Raw genomic sequence first — 17,250 nt, forward strand, 5'->3', positions numbered from 1 at the left:
GCACCAAAGTGATCCGCCCCTACTTAAAAACCTTGCTAGTTACCCTGGCACTGATCGCCGCTCAGCACGCCAGCGCTCTCACCTTAACCCCCGAGCAACAGCGCCAGCTGGATGCCCTGCCAGAAAGCCAGCGCCAGCAGTTAATGCAGCAATATCAGCAGGCGCAGCGCAGTCAGAGCAGAGCAAATGAAACGTCCAGCCAGGCGCAGCAGCAAGCTCCTCGAGAAGGTCGTCAGCCTGGTGTGTCTGCTCTTGGCACCTCGCAGCAAGAGCAGGCGCACCAGAATCAGGATCAAGCCAAAAGCACTCAGGAAATTCTACGGGAAGAGTACAAGAAATGGCGGCAAGCCTCGTCTCTTGAAATCGATGACTTGCTGCCCTTTGGCTATGAAATGTTCGCCGGTGAGCCTGAATCATTCGTTGCCTCCGGAGATGCCCCCGTTCCCGCAGGATATCGCGTTGGCCCGGGAGATGAAGTCCGCATTTTGCTGACTGGTCGGGAAAATCAGGACCTTACCCTTACAGTGGATCGCTCTGGGGTTATCCAGCTGCCGCAAATTGGGCCGGTTAACGTGCATGGAAAATCCGTTCAGGAACTGCGCACGCACATCCAAGGTATTATCAAGGAAAAGTTCATAGGGGTAGAGAGCTTTGTAGCCCTTGGAGAGCTGCGCAGCATCAGTGTTTTTCTAACAGGAGAGTCTCGTAACCCTGGTGTATACGCTGTTAGTGCTTTTTCCACCTTAACCCATGCCCTCAGTGTGAGCGGCGGCATTAAAGTCAGTGGCAGCCTGCGTGGTGTCCGGCTTATTCGTGATGGAAAGGTTGTCAGCGAACTCGATTTATATGACCTGATGCTCGCGGGTAATCGGAACGCCGACATTCAGCTTGAATCCGGTGACGTCATTTTTATTCCGACGGCTGAACGAAGAATTGCCCTCTCAGGTGCCGTCAATCGGCCTGCCGTGTACGAATTGAAGAACAGCAACACGCTGAAAGATCTGGTTAAACTGGGTGGAGGCTTGCGAGCGGAGGCGGATCCGGCAAAGGTGCAGGTAACTCGGGTAGGCCCGGGAAGTAACCGCAGGCTTATTGATCTTGACCTTGAAAAAAATGGTAATTTTGCGCTTCTTCAGGGAGATACCATTAACATCGGTCAAATTGCAGATCGCTTAAAGGGAACATTCGAAATTCTTGGAGACAGCCCGATTGCAGGTCAATATGAATGGCGCCCGGGGATCAGGCTATCGCGGTTTTTGTCTGATAGGGATCAACATCTCGATGAAAGTGCGGATCTTGATTTCGGCCTGATTGCGAGCCGCACCGGTGAGAACTACCTGACATCGTTCCGCCAGTTTGAACCCAGAGCGGTTTTGAGCAGGCCTGGCACCGAGGCAGACCCGGTTCTCCAGGAGCGAGATCGCGTTCTTCTGTTTCAGCGAGACAGCGATCGCTCGAATCTGCTTGAGCCAATCGTTGAAGAATTAAAGGAACATTTAATTCCGGGCCAGTTGGCGCCTGTTCTTACGATTACAGGCGCAGTCAAGCACCCTGGCCAGTATCCGTTACTGCCCGGCATGACAGTGAAGCAGTTAATACACCACGCAGGAGGCCTGACAAACGCCGCGTATGAGCTAGAAGCAGAGCTTATCCGGCAAACACTGACGGACAAGAAGGCGGAAAGCCAGCTTATCAGCCTGAGCCTTAAAACCCGCGCCGATCAGGATCTGGAACTTGCACCCTCAGACACTGTGCATATCAAGAATCTTCCAGATCTCAATCTTCAGCAAACGATAGTGCTGGAAGGCGAAGTCACCTTCCCGGGTACCTACACCATCCGCCGCGGTGAAACACTTGCCCAAGTTATCGAAAGGGCAGGGGGGCTAACGGAATTTGCCTACCCCAAAGGGGCAGTATTCACCCGTGAACGATTGCGGCAACAAGAGCAGCAGCGCCTGGACGAAGCCCAGCGCCGCCTCCGCCGCGATCTCGCCATCAGAGCGCCCGAAGCGCCCGGAGAAGTGAGTACCGTTGAGGGCGACACCGATACCGTATCCCGAGTACTCGACGAGGTTTCAGACGCCCAAGCCGTAGGCCGCTTGGTGATTGATCTGCCCGAGCTGCTCGCCGGCAACACCGCCCGCGATGTACGCCTGCAAGATGGTGATACTCTCACTATCCCCGAGATCTCCCAGGCAGTCAGCGTAATGGGTGAAGTGCAATTCGCCACCAGCCACCTGCACGATGCCACCCTCAGCATCCGAGACTACATCAACCGCAGTGGTGGTCTGGCCTTCCAGGCAGACGAACAGCGCATCTACGTGATCAAAGCCGACGGCTCCGTCACCGTGCCCAACCAAAGCCGCTGGTTCGGCAGAACCAACCCCGTTGAACCCGGCGATACCATCGTAGTGCCCCTCAACCTGTCGCAGCTCAGCAGCATAGAACTGGCCAAAGACGTAAGCCAGATCATCTACCAGGTAGCCCTGGGCGCCGCCGCCGTAAGAAGCTTCCGAGACTGATAGGCTCGATTGGCCAGGGTCTGACCCCAAACGGGGTCTGACCCACCAGGCACCCAAGCCAAACCAAGGAACATAATCCGTGGCCGAAACAGGCCAGGGTCTGACCCCAAACGGGGTCTGACCCACCAGGCACCCAAGCTAAACCAAGGCAAAAAACCAGTGGCCGAAACGGGCCAGGGTCTGACCCCGAACGGGGTCTGACCCACCAGGCACCCAAACTAAACAAAGGCACAAGATCCGTGGCCGAACAGAACCAAACCCAGAACTACCCAGACGACGAAATAGACCTACGCGCCATCTTCGCAGACCTCTGGCAAGGCAAATGGCTCATCCTAGCCCTAACCGTCATCTGCGCCGCAGCCGGCATCGTCTACGCCAAACTCCAGCCAGACATCTACGAAGCCCAGGCCACCCTGGCCCCGAAAGACGGCGGCGGCGCCAAAACCGGCGGAGGCCTCCAGGGCCTGGCCAGCCTTGCCGGTGTCAATCTTGGCGGCGAAGGCTCTAACCAATCAGTCATCGCCCAGGAAATCCTCAGAAGCCGCGCTTTCCTTAGCGATTTTATAGAACGGCACAGCTACGCTCCCCAACTCGCCGCCGTTAAACGCTGGAACGCCGCCACCGGAGAGCTGGAATACGATCCCGAGCGTTACAACCCGCAAACCGCTCAATGGCAAGGGGCAGAACCGTCCAGCTGGAACCTGGTCAACCGAACCCGCAGCATGATGGCCGTTGGCGCTAACAAAAATACCGGCATGGTTTCAGTCTCCTTCCAGCATGAATCCCCCAAATTTGCCCGGGAAATCGTGCAAAACCTAGTGCAAGACATCAACGAACACATGCGCAGGCTAGACGTACAAGAAGCCGAAAACAGCATTCGCTACCTGGAAAACAAAATCCAGGAAACCAGCATCGCCGGCATGCAGCAAGTCTTCTTCCAGCTTATCGAATCCGAAACCCGAAAAGTCATGCTGGCGCACTCAAGCCCGGAATATGTTTTCAAAACCATAGACCCGGCTGTCGTTCCGGAAGTGCCAAGCCAACCCAAGCGCCGCTTGATCGCCATGGTAGCCACCATGGCTGGCGGCCTGCTGGGCATACTCATCGTGCTGCTAAGATCGTTCTTCTTCGCCCCAAGGCCAGAACAACCAAACCAAGCAGTCTACAAAGGGGTCTGACCCCGAACGGGGTCAGACCCCACCCCTCTGCCAGCGACAATCACCAAGCTCAGAGTACAGCACCAAAATGAAACTACTAATAACAGGCGGCGCCGGCTTCATAGGCTCCGCCGTCATCCGTCACATCATCACCCACACCAACGATGAAGTGGTCAACCTCGACAAACTCACCTACGCCGGCAACCTCGAAAGCCTAGCCGAGGTCAGCAATAACGAGCGCTACACCTTCGAACAAGTAGACATCTGCAACCGCGCCGAAGTAGACCGCGTACTGGCCCAACACCAGCCAGACGCCATCATGCACCTGGCCGCTGAAAGCCACGTAGACCGCTCTATAGACGGTCCTGCAGACTTTATCGAAACCAACATAGTAGGTACCTACACCCTGCTGGAAGCCACCCGCCAATACTGGCAGGCGCTGGAAGCCGAAAAGAAAGCCAACTTCCGCTTCCACCACATCAGCACAGACGAAGTCTACGGCGATCTCCCGCACCCAAGTGAAACACCCAACGCGGAAGAGCACCTGTTCACCGAACAAACCGCCTACGCCCCAAGCAGCCCCTATAGCGCCAGCAAAGCCAGCTCAGACCACCTGGTACGCGCCTGGCAACGCACCTACGGCCTGCCGGTACTGGTCACCAACTGCAGTAACAACTACGGCCCCTACCACTTCCCGGAAAAGCTCATCCCGCTGATGATCCTCAACGCCCTGGAAGGCAAGCCGCTTCCGGTATACGGAAAAGGCGACCAAATTCGCGACTGGCTCTACGTTGAAGACCACGCAAGAGCCCTCTACAAAGTCGTCACCGAAGGCCAGCCCGGGGAAACCTACAACATCGGTGGCCACAACGAAAAACAGAACATCGACGTAGTGCACACCATCTGCGACATCCTCCAGCAACTCCGCCCGCAGGAACGCAGCTACCGGGAATTGATCACCTACGTAAAAGATCGCCCCGGCCACGACATGCGCTACGCCATAGACGCCAGAAAAATCCAGAAAGAACTCGGCTGGGTGCCACAAGAAACCTTCGAAACCGGCATCCGCAAAACCGTCCAGTGGTACCTCGACAACCTCGACTGGTGCCAACGCGTGCAAGACGGCAGCTACCAGCGCGAGCGGCTAGGCGTAGCGAGTTAAAATTTTCAGACCGATGAACCAAGGCCTCGGCGGGGTCTGTCCCAACGTGGACTGACCCCAAACACCAAGACTATGAGCATACTTCTCTTAGGCAAAACCGGCCAAGTAGGCTTCGAACTCCACCGCACCCTCTCCCCCCTGGGCCCCATAACCGCCCCGGGCAGAGAAGAACTCGACCTAACCAACGAACAAGCCGTCAATAACTACCTGGCCCAAACCAGACCAGAGCTGATCGTAAACGCCGCCGCCTGGACCGCCGTAGACGCCGCCGAAAACCAGCAAGCCGAAGCCCAACGCCTCAACGCCGGCTTACCCAAACAGCTTGCAGAATACGCAAAGGCCAACAAAGCACGCCTGGTTCACTACAGTAGTGATTACGTCTACCCCGGCACCGGCACAACCCCATGGCAGGAAACCAGCGCCACAGGCCCACTGAGCGTATACGGCCAAACCAAACTGCAGGGCGATGAAGCCATCCAGAAAAGCGGGGCAGACCACCTTGTCTTCCGTACCAGCTGGGTATACAGCGCCCGCGGCAACAACTTCATGAAAACCATGCTGCGCCTGGCCGAAAGCAAAACCGAACTCAACATAGTGGCCGACCAGATCGGCGCACCCACCCCGGCAAGGCTCATCGCCCAGGTAACCGCACTGGCCATCCACAGCAAACTGCAAGCAGGCCTTTACCACCTGGCCCCCACCGGCGAAACCAGCTGGCAGGGCTTCGCCAAAGAAATCTTCCGCCTGGCCGGCAAAAACACAAAAGCCAACCCCATCCCAACCAGCGACTACCCAACACCGGCAACACGCCCGCTGAACTCAAGGATGGACGTAACCAAACTGCAACAAGCCCTGAACATCCAGCTCCCAGACTGGCAAAGCCAACTGGCGCTGACTCTCGGCGAATATCTTGAGAACTGAGTAAAGTGGTATCCTCCGTACAGACTAATAGAAATGAGAGCAACCACATGTTCCTAAAAGCCCTTCGCCTGAAGGGGCTGCTTAGCTTTGGCTCGGCAACAGAAACCGTGCCGCTCAGCAACCTCAACATACTGATAGGTCCTAATGGCTCGGGGAAATCCAACTTTATCGAAGCCATTGATCTTCTTCGTTCCGCACCGTCGGATTTCAGAACCGTTCTTAGCGATGGCGGCGGTGTACGTGACTGGTTGTGGAAAGGCGACCATCAAAACAAGTACCGCACGGCATTGCTGGATGCCGTTCTGGCTAACCCTAACGGCCCGCAGCCGCTGCGATACTGTTTGGAGTTTCGGGAAGAGTACCAACGCTTCACCATTGAGGACGAACGGGTAGAAAACGAAAATCCCGTAGATGGGCATGAAAAACCCTACTTTTTTTATCACTTCAACGGTGGCAGGCCAACTCTGAACGTAAAAGGTGATAACCGGGAGTTGCGCCAGGAAGATATAGAATTCAATCGTTCAATTCTTGCCCAGCGAAAAGACCCAGACCAATACCCGGAAATCACCTATTTAGGCAAAGCGCTGGAAAAAATAGGGCTCTACCGTGAGTGGAGTTTTGGGCGTTTCACCAAACCCCGCATTCCACAAAAGGCAGACTTGCCAAACGAGCATCTGTTACCCGATGCCAGCAACCTCGGATTGGTTTTAAGCCGTCTGCGGAGAGAACCTGAAGCGAAGCAAAAGCTACTTGAAGCCCTTGGCAACCTCTACGAGGGCATAGACGACTTCGACGTGCAAATTGAAGGCGGAACCGTGCAGGTCTTCTTCCAGGAAGGCCGCAACATGATCCCGGCTACGCGCCTGTCTGATGGCACTCTGCGGTACTTATGCCTGTTGGCCATACTATGCCATCCGCAGCCACAACCACTGATCTGCCTGGAAGAGCCAGAGCTGGGATTGCACCCAGACATACTCCCAGTGATTGCAGACCTGCTGATTGAAGCCTCCGAAAGAACACAACTGATCGTAACAACCCACTCAGATGTGCTGGTTGATGCCATGACCAATCAGCCGGAAAGTATCCTGGTTTGTGAACGAGATATAGAGCAAGGCACCCGAATTAAACGGCTAAACAAGGACGAACTGCAGCCCTGGCTCGAAAACTATCGCCTGGGGCAATTATGGACAAGCGGTGAGCTGGGAGGAACGCGTTGGTAACCATTTACATCGAAGGTGGCGGAGATGCGCCGCAACTGAAAGCTCGCTGCCGTAAAGCGTTTAACAAATTCATACAGAACCTGGGCTTCAAAGGTTCAATGCCGAAGCTGGTAGCGTGCGGAAGCCGCAGAAACGCCTACGAACAGTTCTGTACCGCCGTAAAACAAGGTAAGAAAGCCATGCTGTTGGTTGACAGCGAAGCGCCGGTTAAAAAGGAACATGAGTTTGACCCATGGCCACATTTACAACAGCGTGAAGGCGATGGTTGGACAGCACCCCCGAGTGCAACGGCTGCCGACTGCCACCTGATGGTCGAATGTATGGAAAACTGGTTTCTGGCCGATATTCCCGCTTTGAAGGGCTATTACGGCTCAGGATTCAAAGAAAACAAGTTGCCCAGCACCAACAGAGGGATAGAAAAAGTCGCCAAAAGCGAGGTTTACAAAGGCCTCAAAGAAGCCACAAAAAGTACGCGCAAAGGTAGCTACAGCAAAGGCGACCACTCATTCTCCATACTCGAAGAGATCGGCCCGAGTAAAGTCACGGCAGCCAGCAAGTGGGCAAAACACTTCAAAGATTGCCTGAAAGTGGAAATGCACCTGTAAATTTTATGTGTCCAGGGACACTAGGGGTCTGTCCCTACGTTGACAGACCCCTCTGCACCAAAATCAAAGGAAGCAAAAGTGAAAGGAATAATCCTGGCCGGCGGCTCCGGCACCCGCCTCTACCCAATCACCAGAGGCATCTCCAAACAGCTCCTCCCGGTGTACGACAAACCCATGATCTACTACCCGCTCTCCGTACTCATGCTGGCGGGCATCCGGGATATCCTTATCATCACCACCCCCGAAGACCAACAAGGCTTCCAGCGCCTGCTGGGCGACGGTAGCCAATGGGGCATCAACCTCAACTACGCCGAACAACCCAGCCCGGACGGCCTCGCCCAGGCCTTTATCATCGGCGAAGACTTCATCGGCGATGACAGCGTATGCCTGGTACTGGGCGATAACATCTACTACGGCCAGGGCCTCAGTAACATGCTGCAAGCCGCTGCCAAGCGAGAGAAGGGCGCCACCGTATTCGGCTACCAGGTAACCGACCCGGAACGCTTCGGCGTAGTCGAGTTTGACGACAACCATCGCGCCATCTCCATCGAAGAAAAACCGGCCAACCCGAAATCCGATTACGCCGTAACCGGCCTCTACTTCTACGACAACGACGTAGTCAACATCGCCAAACAGGTAGAACCCAGCCACCGGGGCGAACTGGAAATCACCAGCGTCAACCAGGCCTACCTGGAACGGGGCGATCTGAACGTCGAATTGCTGGGCCGCGGCTTCGCCTGGCTGGACACCGGCACCTTTGACTCCCTGCACGAAGCCAGCGGCTTTATCGAAACCCTGGAGAAACGCCAGGGCCTGAAAATCGCCTGCCTGGAAGAAGTCGCCTACCGCATGGGCTTCATCGGCGAGGAGCAACTGCTGGCCGAGGCCGAAAACCTCAAAAAGAACAGCTACGGCGTCTACCTGAAAAAACTGGTCAAATCCAAGTAAGCCAACTCTATGAAAATCACCGAAACCAAGATTCCCGCCGTAAAACTCATCGAACCCAAAGTGTTCGGAGACGAACGCGGCTTCTTCATGGAAACCTGGAACGAAAAAGCCTTCCGCGAAGCGGGCATCAACGCCACTTTCGTACAGGACAACCACAGCCGCTCGGTGAAAAACACCCTGCGCGGCCTGCACTACCAGATCAAACAGCCCCAGGGCAAACTGGTGCGCGTAACCCGTGGTGAAGTGTTTGATGTAGCCGTAGACCTGCGCACCAACTCACCCACCTTTGGCCAGTGGGTAGGGGAATACCTCTCGGAAGAGAACAACCGAATATTGTGGGTGCCACCGGGGTTTGCCCATGGATTTCTGGTGACGAGCGACACGGCGGATTTTCAGTACAAGTGCACAGACCTATACGCACCGGAGCATGAACGCTCAATCCATTGGGCAGACCAAGAACTCGCGATAAAATGGCCACTGGATAACGGTGCAGAACCCCTTGTATCCCAGAAAGACAAGCAGGCCGTTTCCTTTGACCAGGCTGAAAAGTACCCGCAGCAAGGTGAAAGCGCATGAGCTTGGTGAAATGGATCGACTTCCAGAGCCTTGGAGACGAGCGCGGTAGCCTGGTGGCCGTCGAAATCGGCATGGACAAAGCCGTCCCTTTCGATATCAAGCGCGTGTACTACATCTACCACACCGAACAGGGCGTGAGCCGCGGTTACCACGCCCACAAGAATCTCAAACAGGTTGCCATCTGCGTAGCCGGAAAATGCCGAATGGTGCTGGACGATGGCGCAAACCGGGAAGAAGTCTGGCTGGATTGCCCCACCAAGGGCCTCGTGATTGAGGATCTGGTCTGGCGGGAAATGCACGATTTCAGCAAAGACTGTGTGCTGCTTGTGCTCGCGAGTGAGCATTATGATGAATCCGACTACATCCGGGATTATGACGATTTCCTGAAGCAGGTGAGCCAATGAGCTTCATACATCCCCTTGCTGACGTTGCCGAATGCTCCATAGGTGAGGGCACAAAGGTCTGGCAATTTGTGGTCATTCTCAAAGGTGCAAAAATTGGCCGGGACTGCAACATATGCGCCCAAACCCTGATTGAAGGGGATGTGATTGTTGGCGACCGGGTGACTGTAAAGTCTGGCGTTCAATTGTGGGATGGTACACGCATAGAAGACGATGTGTTTATTGGCCCGAATGTCACGCTGACCAATGACCCGTACCCGCGATCCAAGGCTTATCCAGAAAAATTCTCCGGCGTAACTATAGAGCGCAACGCAAGTATCGGTGCAAACGCCACGCTATTGCCAGGGATCACGATTGGGAAATCGTCAATGATTGGTGCGGGAGCCGTTGTCACGAAGAACGTGCCGGCAGGTGCCGTGGTAGCGGGTAATCCTGCAAAAATTCTGCGTTACGTCGAGACATATTCAGGTGATACAAAGGCTCAAAGAATGACGAACACTTCACACGACACGACACGACACGACACGACACGACACGACACGACACGACACGACACGACACGACACGACACGACACGACACGACACGACTGATTGAGCCGATGCATGCTGCGAGGCTCGCGGCATGAACACGCTCGAAAGCAAAACACTCAGATTGCGTTTAGTTGAAGAAAACGATGCAGATTTCATCCTGAGTTTGCGCCTGGATGAGCGTTACAACGCTTTCCTATCCGCTGTTCCACCGGATGTCGAGGCGCAAAAGCAGTGGATCAGAAAATACAAGCACGACGAGCAAGCTGGAAATCAGTACTACTTCATCATTGAACGTATCGATGGTACCCCTTGTGGCACCGTTCGGGTCTACGACCTGCGGGAAGACTCTTTTTGCTGGGGAAGCTGGATTTTAAACCAGAACAAAACCCGCTATGCCGCCCTTGAAAGCGCCTTTCTGGTTTATGAATTTGGTTTTGAACACCTTGGCTTTGAAAAATCGCATTTCGATGTGATGAAAGGCAACAAAGGCGTAATCAAATTCCATCAACGGATGGGCGCAGTGCAAATTGATGAAGACGAGCAGAACCTGTACTTCGAAATCACCAAAGCGGCTGTCGAAAATGCCAAACAGAAACTAGCAGATAAAATTAAATGACCGTTCCTTTCCTAGACCTAAAAGCCATCAACGCCCAATACCGAGACGAACTCGTAGCCGCCGCCACCCGAGTCATCGACTCCGGCTGGTACATCCAGGGCAACGAAGTAAAAGTCTTTGAAGAAGAGTTCGCGGACTATTGCGGCATTAAGCATTGCATCGGTGTAGCCAACGGCCTGGACGCTCTCACCCTCACACTTAGAGCCTGGAAAGAAATGGGCAAGCTGAAAGAGGGCGACGAAGTCATCGTGCCAGCCAATACCTACATCGCCAGCATACTGGCCATCACCGAAAACCGCTTAAAGCCCGTACTGGTTGAGCCCGACGAGGCTACTTTCAACCTGTGCCCTGAAAAAACCGCTGCGGCCATCACCCCCAACACCAAAGCTATCGTTGCGGTTCACCTCTACGGCCAGATATCCCCAATGCCAGAGCTGATGCAATTGGCGGATGAACACGGCCTGTTGGTTCTGGAAGATGCCGCCCAGGCACACGGGGCCAGTATGAAGGCCGCAAAGCCGGCAGTTGGGGCCACGCTGCTGGATTTAGCTTTTACCCCGGCAAGAACCTCGGCGCATTGGGCGATGCGGGAGCCGTTACCACTGATGACGAGGAACTGAGCAAAATCATCCGGGCATTGGGTAACTACGGTAGCCACAAGAAATACGAGAACCTTTATCAGGGCGTAAACAGCCGGCTGGATGAGATCCAGGCCGCCATGCTCAGGGTCAAACTGCTCCATCTGGACGACGAAATCGAAAGCCGGCGGAATGTGGCGGAATATTACCTCGCTCATATTGATAATCCGAAAATTCAGTTGCCAGCAGTAGGCAACCGAGAAAGCCACGTTTGGCACTTGTTTGTGGTGCGTTCGACCATGCGGGACAAGTTGCAGCAGCATTTGGCGGAGCAGGGTGTGCAGACATTGATTCATTACCCGCTGCCGCCGCACCAACAACAAGCATACAAGCCATTCTCGGAAATTTCGTTGCCGTTGACCGAAGAGATTCACCGCTCGGTATTAAGCCTCCCAATGGGGCCTCACCTGACTCCCGAGCAGGTGAGCCAGGTGATAGAGGCGGTCAATCGCGTCTAATGACCAACTCCAACTCCTCTAACTCTCGCGGGCTGATCCGGTCCATGCTGGTGATCGGCTCCGCCCAAGTGGTCAATATTGCCCTCTCCATAATCCGCATGAAAGTTATCGCCGTGCTATTGGGGCCGGCTGGGATCGGGTTGTTGGGAATTTACAACAACCTCAAGCAGATGGTGGGTAATGCCGCCGGGCTGGGTATGGGGTCCAGTGGAGTCAGGCAAATCGCAGGTGCGAAGGGGGATGCGGAAACTTTGAACCGGGTCAGCCGCGTTCTTCTGGCGGCCCACCTGATACAAGGTACCTTGGCCATGGTCGCAGTATGGCTGTTTCGTGTGCCCTTGGCGGTTTGGTTAACTGGTGATGCCACACTCTCCACTGAGATTGGTTTGGTGGGCATCGCGATCCTGTTATCGCTGTTGGCAACAGCTCACACGGCGCTACTTCAGGGCCTGCGCCGCATTGGCGATTTGGGCCGGGTGACCGTTATCGGTGCATTTGTGGCCACTGTGTTCGGTTTATTGGCTGTTTGGTGGTTTGGTAAAGCCGGACTGATCTGGTTTTTAATTGTGCAGCCGTTAACAAACCTATTGGCGGCTTTGTTTTTTATACGAAGGTTGCCAAGAGAAGCCGCCATCTCGTCGATGGGCCTGAAAGAAATCTGGGCAACCTGGAAACCAATGGCGCGACTTGGTGCAGCTTTCATGGCGGGTGGTCTTGCAACAACGGGAACGTTATTGCTAGTGCGAGCCTTCGTAACCCGGGAGCTAGGATTGGATGCTGCCGGCTATTTCGCCGCAGCTTGGGGTATTACTATGACCTACGTCGGTTTCCTTCTGGGTGCTATGGGGGCCGATTATTATCCACGGTTGACCGAAGTAATTCACGATCGAGATGTAGCCAATCGTTTGATGAATGATCAGGCACAATTGGGGCTCGCCATTGGCGGCCCCGTACTATTGCTGCTGATTGGTTGGGCTCCTTGGCTCATCACCCTGCTATATGCTGGTGACTTTGGGCCAGCTGCAACACTCTTGCAGTGGCAGACAGTTGGTAATGTATTCAAGTTGGCCAGTTGGGCGATGAGCTTTGCGATTGTTGCGGGCGCCCATGCTCGAATTTATTTCTTCATGGAACTCAGTTTCAATGTGGTGTTCCTGGCGCTGATCTGGCTGCTATTGCCGACGGTGGGGCTGGAAATTACTGGCGTTGCATTTCTACTGGGTTACGTAGCTTATTTTGCTACCGTCTATCTACTTGTAAGGCATCTCCGGGGCTTTCGCTGGCAAACGCTTTCACTAAAATTATTTGGGTTTCAGGTGATTTTGTCGTTAAGCATCCTCGTTATTGCTATGAATAGCCCAAGTTTAGGCCTCTTCATCTCACCATTAGTCGCGGTTGTGACCGGGGTTGTGGGGGTGCGTATAGTGCTGCAAAAAACTGGGCCTGAAGGGCGGTTGGCCACCAAAGGTTATGCTCTGTATAACAAATTAGGTTGGCCAATCAGGAGCTGATAATGCACCATCTCTCCCACATTCACATCAAGAACTACCGATCGTGTAGAAACATCGAGCTGGCATTAGGCAATTGCACGCCCATCGTTGGTTACAACAATGCCGGTAAATCCAATATTATGTCAGCCATTGCATGGCTGATATCACCGACGGCTCTGGCAGTTGGGGATTTCTATGACGCCAGTAAACCGGCCTCAGTAGAAGCAACCATCGAAGGGCTTGATGATGTACTTCTGGATAAATTAGAAGCGCAGCATAGAAACAAGTTACAACCGTTTATTGAAAACAGCACCTTGAGAATCCGCAGAGAGCAAAAAGAGCCCGGCGGCAGTGTTAGCAAAGCTGTGAAACTTGAGATCCGGGAACCTGGGCTAGCTGAGGGCGATCCGGCTGCCTGGAAGCAAAACCCGACGGGTATTTCTCAAGCGTTACAGGTGTTGTTTCCTGAACCGATATTCATTGGAGCAATGCAAGACGCTGCAGAAGATGCAACCAAATCGAAAAACGGTACAACTCTGGGCAAGCTGCTTGCTGAATTCACTAGTTCCCTTGAAAAGGAACACGGTGTCAGGTTACAAGGATTGCTGGATGATGTGCGCCAATACCTTGCGCCAGAAAGCCCTTCCAGAATTACGCAATTGAATGACTTTGACTCTCAAGCAACCTCCGTGCTCCAGGATTTTTTTCCGGGAATAAACATACATCTTGACATTCCCGTTCCTGAAATTGCATCGGTATTTCGGCAAGGCACGGTGCGGGTGAGTGAAGATGGGCGCGGCACTATCCGCGATTTTTCCAGTCTCGGTCACGGTGCGCAGCGAAGCATCCAGATGGCGTTGATACGCTACCTCGCAGATATAAAGTCGAACGGAAGTGACGAGGGCCAAAGGCGCCTTCTTTTGATTGAAGAGCCTGAGCTGTTTCTACACCCGCAGGCCGTGGAGCAGTTGCGAGCAGCGCTGACCAAGCTTTCTGAGGGGGCCTATCAAGTAGTGTTCGTCACCCATTCACCGATGATGATTGATAGAAAATCCATTGTCGAAACGAGAATAGCTAGAAAGTGCCCCTCCACGGGCCAGACAGTAGTGATGCCCAGCATGGCCGAAGCGCTGCGTAAACGTATCACCGATAATGATACTCAGCTACACACGGCATTTGATCTTGCCAACGCCAGCGCCTGGTTGTTTAGCGACAGAGTGGTCATTGTTGAAGGGAAAACCGAAAAGCGAATCCTGCCTGCACTTTACGAATCCATAAAGGGGTGCACTTTGGCTGCTGACAGAATAGCGACGGTTACCCTTGATGGCGTTGGTGGTATGAAAGGTATGTTGGGCGTGTTTAAAGAATTGGGGATAGAAGCCTTCGGTATCGCAGATTTTGACTATGCCCCAAGCCAAGCTATAAAACATGGCTTGTTATCCCGAGGGGACGAAGACTTGCGTGAATGCCTAAGCCAGATTGCTGCTATGGCAGAGAGCGATTCTGGCATCAAAATCGGCGGTGATGGCAGGCCAACGAACAAAAATGCAACCAAGAAGGCTGCGCAGGTATATGCGGAATGGGCCGCAACTGACGAAGGGAAGCCTGTCGCTGAGAAACTGCATGAAAAGCTGAAAGCTCACAATGTTTGGATCTGGCCGCAGGGTGATATAGAAGCTGTTCTTGGCTTGTCGGGTGCGAAGGACGAGCGTGAGTGGGAGGAGTTTTGTAAAAGGTTGGATGACGGTGAGTTGGGCGATGTGGCTGAGAGTTTGCCGACTGTTTGTGAGTTTTTGGAGTGGTTTTCTGACGCTCCACAACTACACGCATCTTCCCCCACTATAGTTTCGTAGTTTCGCCAGTGATGCTGGCTTATCAGGATTTTTCAAATGATGCAGGAAAGTACACAAGAACGTCCGCTAGTAACATTTGCTTTGTTTGCCTATAACCAGGAGAAGTATATTCGGGAGGCAATCGAGGGGGCGTTTGCTCAGACTTATGAGCCTTTGGAGATTATTCTTTCTGATGATTGTTCGACGGATCGAACGTTTGAAATTATGAGAGAAATGGCCTCTGAGTATAAAGGGCCCCATCGAGTAGTTGCGCGAAAGACGAAGCAGAATCGAGGGACGTTTAACCATGTTCTAGAAGTTTATGGTGAAATGTCTGGAAAGTTGATGATCCTGAGTGCCGGTGATGACATTTCTTACGAAAATAGATGCTCAGTAATTGTCGATGATTGGAAAAAGTCAGGCGTAAAAGTTCTTTTTTCAAATTTTGAGAAAATTAGTGACTCGGGCGAATCTCTTGGGGTTGATGAATCTTCCGGAGACAAGGAAATAATGGGATGGTTTTCTGCCGAGAAAAGGCAAGAATTTAACCATGGTGCGACGACAGCTTATGATCGTTGCATGTTTGATGGCTTGCCATATTCGGAGACCCCTGTTTTCTCTGAAGATGCAGTTTTTTATTTTATAGCATCTATTCGGAAGTATGAAATAAGGAAAGTTAGAGAGCCGTTGGTTAAATATCGGCAATCAATTAACTCAATATCAAACGCCAGTCATCCTAAAATAGGAAAATCTGATATTGAGGACTTTGAGCGTAAAATTTCATGGATGGCAGATTCTTATATATCCCTGTGCGACTACATATTAAGATTTTTGTCAAATGATTTTGAGCATGTTGAGATAAAAAAGAGAGTTATGAAAACTCGGAGATTTGCTGTTATTAGAAAAGAGTGGCTACGCAGAGATATTTTAGGTAGATTGGGCTTAATTTTAATGTGCCGAGATAGTAGAGAATTTCGTTTCCTCGCCCCCCGTCTTTTGGGGCTTAACTACTTTTCTACAGTTAAGTCGAGGAGCGTTCGTATGGAAAAGACCTATAGGTCATGATTGTATCGATCATACTTCCAGATCTCCGCCCTGGTGGTGCCGAGCGCCTCCACGTAAACTTAGCTGAAGAGTGGGGGCGTTCCGGTGTTTCGACAGAGTTCGTCTTGCGGAATGCAGTTGGCGAGTTATTGAACCACCTCCCTGCATCGGCAAAAGTCGTTGACCTAAAGGCGGCTAGAGTCAGAAATGTTCTCGGCCCTTTGATTCAGTACCTAAAAGAGAGCAAACCAGACGCAATTATTGCTGCAATGTGGCCGCTAACTGTATTTGCGCCTTTGGCCGCTCGGCTCGCGGGATACCAAGGTCGCGTCATCATCAGCGAACACTCGCCTTTATCCATCGCCTATCGCCGCCATGGGCGATTACACCAGCTGGTTATGCGGGCTTCCCAGCGCGTGTGTTATCCGTTGGCAGATGTGAGAGTTGCCGTTTCCTCTGGCATTGCAGATGATCTGGCATCGTTGTCCGGCCTTTCCCTAAAACAGTTCACCGTGATCCACAACCCGGCCGCATTAGGTAAAGTCAACGCCAATGCCGCGTGTCCAGAACAACTCAGTGGGCGCCCGGGGCCGATCATCCTCACTGTTGGTACTTTGAAGCCGGTCAAGCGGCATGATCTCCTGATTGAAGCCTTTGCGCGCCTGCCAGCTTCGCTTGGTGCAACTTTATGCATTCTTGGCGAGGGGCCGATGCGTGAGGAGTTAGAGCAGCAGATTGATCGTCTTGGGCTTCAGGGCAGGGTTTTACTTCCAGGGTTTGCGGTAGACCCAGGGCCTTGGTATGGGCATTCTGATTTGTTTGTATTGTCCTCGGATTATGAGGGTTTTGGGAATGTGATTGTTGAGGCCATGGAGTATGGGGTGCCGATTGTGAGTACGGATTGCCCCGTTGGGCCAACGGAGATTTTGGCTGCCGGGCAATACGGAGCCTTGGTGCCAGTTGGTGATGCCCATGCACTTTCTCAGGCAATTCTTGCTGCCCTAACTGAAAAGGGCGACCAGGCCGCGCTTAAGCTTCGGGCTAAAGATTTCGCCATTGAAATTATTGCTCAAAAATATCTTGAGTTACTCGCTTCATAAAACCTCATTCGAAACCAGAGATCGAGCA

15 protein-coding genes and 1 pseudogene are annotated in these 17,250 nt (G+C 53.1%); all 16 read left to right on the forward strand.

Features of this window, described 5'->3' with window-relative positions; translation table 11 throughout:
• The first annotated feature begins 8 nt into the window (after window positions 1-8).
• The 16 genes and pseudogenes from ACZ5Q2_RS10600 to ACZ5Q2_RS10675 all read left to right on the forward strand — a co-directional run bounded on the left by ACZ5Q2_RS10600 (window position 9) and on the right by ACZ5Q2_RS10675 (window position 17,222).
• Window positions 9-2,522, forward strand: coding sequence for an SLBB domain-containing protein (locus tag ACZ5Q2_RS10600; RefSeq protein WP_230714478.1), 2,514 nt, complete (start codon window positions 9-11; stop codon window positions 2,520-2,522).
• Window positions 2,523-2,761: 239 nt separating this feature from the next.
• On the forward strand, window positions 2,762-3,700 hold the full coding sequence (locus ACZ5Q2_RS10605) for a Wzz/FepE/Etk N-terminal domain-containing protein (protein WP_432210136.1): 939 nt from the start codon (window positions 2,762-2,764) through the stop codon (window positions 3,698-3,700).
• 67 nt (window positions 3,701-3,767) lie between these two features.
• Entirely contained in the window at window positions 3,768-4,841 is a 1,074-nt protein-coding gene (gene rfbB, locus ACZ5Q2_RS10610) for a dTDP-glucose 4,6-dehydratase (protein ID WP_230714481.1), read from the forward strand.
• Window positions 4,842-4,913: 72 nt separating this feature from the next.
• The gene (gene rfbD / locus ACZ5Q2_RS10615) at window positions 4,914-5,762 is read left to right on the forward strand and encodes a dTDP-4-dehydrorhamnose reductase (RefSeq protein WP_230714483.1); all 849 of its coding nucleotides are present in this window, start codon (window positions 4,914-4,916) and stop codon (window positions 5,760-5,762) included.
• A 47-nt stretch (window positions 5,763-5,809) separates the two neighbouring features.
• Window positions 5,810-6,982 (forward strand): AAA family ATPase, encoded by a 1,173-nt coding sequence (locus ACZ5Q2_RS10620; RefSeq protein ID WP_230714485.1) that lies wholly within the window; start codon window positions 5,810-5,812, stop codon window positions 6,980-6,982.
• A complete protein-coding gene (locus ACZ5Q2_RS10625) occupies window positions 6,976-7,587 on the forward strand; it encodes a DUF4276 family protein (RefSeq protein ID WP_230714487.1) in 612 nt (203 codons plus the stop codon). Before ACZ5Q2_RS10620 ends, ACZ5Q2_RS10625 begins: the two co-directional genes overlap by 7 nt.
• Before the next feature lie 78 nt (window positions 7,588-7,665).
• A complete protein-coding gene (rfbA, locus tag ACZ5Q2_RS10630) occupies window positions 7,666-8,535 on the forward strand; it encodes a glucose-1-phosphate thymidylyltransferase RfbA (RefSeq protein ID WP_061331451.1) in 870 nt (289 codons plus the stop codon).
• 9 nt (window positions 8,536-8,544) lie between these two features.
• A complete protein-coding gene (gene rfbC, locus ACZ5Q2_RS10635) occupies window positions 8,545-9,111 on the forward strand; it encodes a dTDP-4-dehydrorhamnose 3,5-epimerase (RefSeq protein ID WP_061331450.1) in 567 nt (188 codons plus the stop codon).
• Window positions 9,108-9,515, forward strand: a complete 408-nt coding sequence (locus ACZ5Q2_RS10640; RefSeq protein WP_061331449.1) for a sugar 3,4-ketoisomerase — start codon at window positions 9,108-9,110, stop codon at window positions 9,513-9,515. Before rfbC ends, ACZ5Q2_RS10640 begins: the two co-directional genes overlap by 4 nt.
• Window positions 9,512-10,108 (forward strand): acyltransferase, encoded by a 597-nt coding sequence (locus tag ACZ5Q2_RS10645; protein ID WP_432210135.1) that lies wholly within the window; start codon window positions 9,512-9,514, stop codon window positions 10,106-10,108. The genes ACZ5Q2_RS10640 and ACZ5Q2_RS10645 overlap by 4 nt, the downstream gene beginning before the upstream one ends.
• 27 nt (window positions 10,109-10,135) lie before the next feature.
• On the forward strand, window positions 10,136-10,660 hold the full coding sequence (locus tag ACZ5Q2_RS10650) for a GNAT family N-acetyltransferase (RefSeq protein ID WP_061331448.1): 525 nt from the start codon (window positions 10,136-10,138) through the stop codon (window positions 10,658-10,660).
• Window positions 10,657-11,756: pseudogene (locus tag ACZ5Q2_RS10655) on the forward strand (DegT/DnrJ/EryC1/StrS family aminotransferase). Before ACZ5Q2_RS10650 ends, ACZ5Q2_RS10655 begins: the two are co-directional and overlap by 4 nt.
• Window positions 11,756-13,267: an O-antigen translocase gene (locus ACZ5Q2_RS10660; RefSeq protein WP_061331446.1), complete on the forward strand. Its 1,512-nt coding sequence runs from the start codon at window positions 11,756-11,758 to the stop codon at window positions 13,265-13,267. Before ACZ5Q2_RS10655 ends, ACZ5Q2_RS10660 begins: the two are co-directional and overlap by 1 nt.
• A 2-nt stretch (window positions 13,268-13,269) precedes the next feature.
• Complete coding sequence (locus ACZ5Q2_RS10665) at window positions 13,270-15,099, forward strand: ATP-dependent nuclease (protein ID WP_061331445.1); 1,830 nt, start codon at window positions 13,270-13,272, stop codon at window positions 15,097-15,099.
• 36 nt (window positions 15,100-15,135) lie between these two features.
• Window positions 15,136-16,143, forward strand: a complete 1,008-nt coding sequence (locus ACZ5Q2_RS10670) for a glycosyltransferase (protein ID WP_061331444.1) — start codon at window positions 15,136-15,138, stop codon at window positions 16,141-16,143.
• On the forward strand, window positions 16,140-17,222 hold the full coding sequence (locus ACZ5Q2_RS10675) for a glycosyltransferase (RefSeq protein WP_061331443.1): 1,083 nt from the start codon (window positions 16,140-16,142) through the stop codon (window positions 17,220-17,222). The genes ACZ5Q2_RS10670 and ACZ5Q2_RS10675 overlap by 4 nt, the downstream gene beginning before the upstream one ends.
• Window positions 17,223-17,250 lie beyond the last annotated feature (28 nt).

Source organism: Marinobacter alkaliphilus, from assembly GCF_055394375.1.

What these genes read in the sequence shown, in the direction of transcription:
- rfbB (WP_230714481.1), top strand. Translation starts at nt 3,768, where the DNA reads ATGAAACTACTAATAACAGGCGGCGCCGGCTTCATAGGCTCCGCCGTC.
- rfbD (WP_230714483.1), top strand. Translation starts at nt 4,914, where the DNA reads ATGAGCATACTTCTCTTAGGCAAAACCGGCCAAGTAGGCTTCGAACTC.
- ACZ5Q2_RS10620 (WP_230714485.1), top strand. Translation starts at nt 5,810, where the DNA reads ATGTTCCTAAAAGCCCTTCGCCTGAAGGGGCTGCTTAGCTTTGGCTCG.
- rfbC (WP_061331450.1), top strand. Translation starts at nt 8,545, where the DNA reads ATGAAAATCACCGAAACCAAGATTCCCGCCGTAAAACTCATCGAACCC.
- ACZ5Q2_RS10640 (WP_061331449.1), top strand. Translation starts at nt 9,108, where the DNA reads ATGAGCTTGGTGAAATGGATCGACTTCCAGAGCCTTGGAGACGAGCGC.
- ACZ5Q2_RS10645 (WP_432210135.1), top strand. Translation starts at nt 9,512, where the DNA reads ATGAGCTTCATACATCCCCTTGCTGACGTTGCCGAATGCTCCATAGGT.
- ACZ5Q2_RS10650 (WP_061331448.1), top strand. Translation starts at nt 10,136, where the DNA reads ATGAACACGCTCGAAAGCAAAACACTCAGATTGCGTTTAGTTGAAGAA.
- ACZ5Q2_RS10660 (WP_061331446.1), top strand. Translation starts at nt 11,756, where the DNA reads ATGACCAACTCCAACTCCTCTAACTCTCGCGGGCTGATCCGGTCCATG.
- ACZ5Q2_RS10665 (WP_061331445.1), top strand. Translation starts at nt 13,270, where the DNA reads ATGCACCATCTCTCCCACATTCACATCAAGAACTACCGATCGTGTAGA.
- ACZ5Q2_RS10670 (WP_061331444.1), top strand. Translation starts at nt 15,136, where the DNA reads ATGATGCAGGAAAGTACACAAGAACGTCCGCTAGTAACATTTGCTTTG.
- ACZ5Q2_RS10675 (WP_061331443.1), top strand. Translation starts at nt 16,140, where the DNA reads ATGATTGTATCGATCATACTTCCAGATCTCCGCCCTGGTGGTGCCGAG.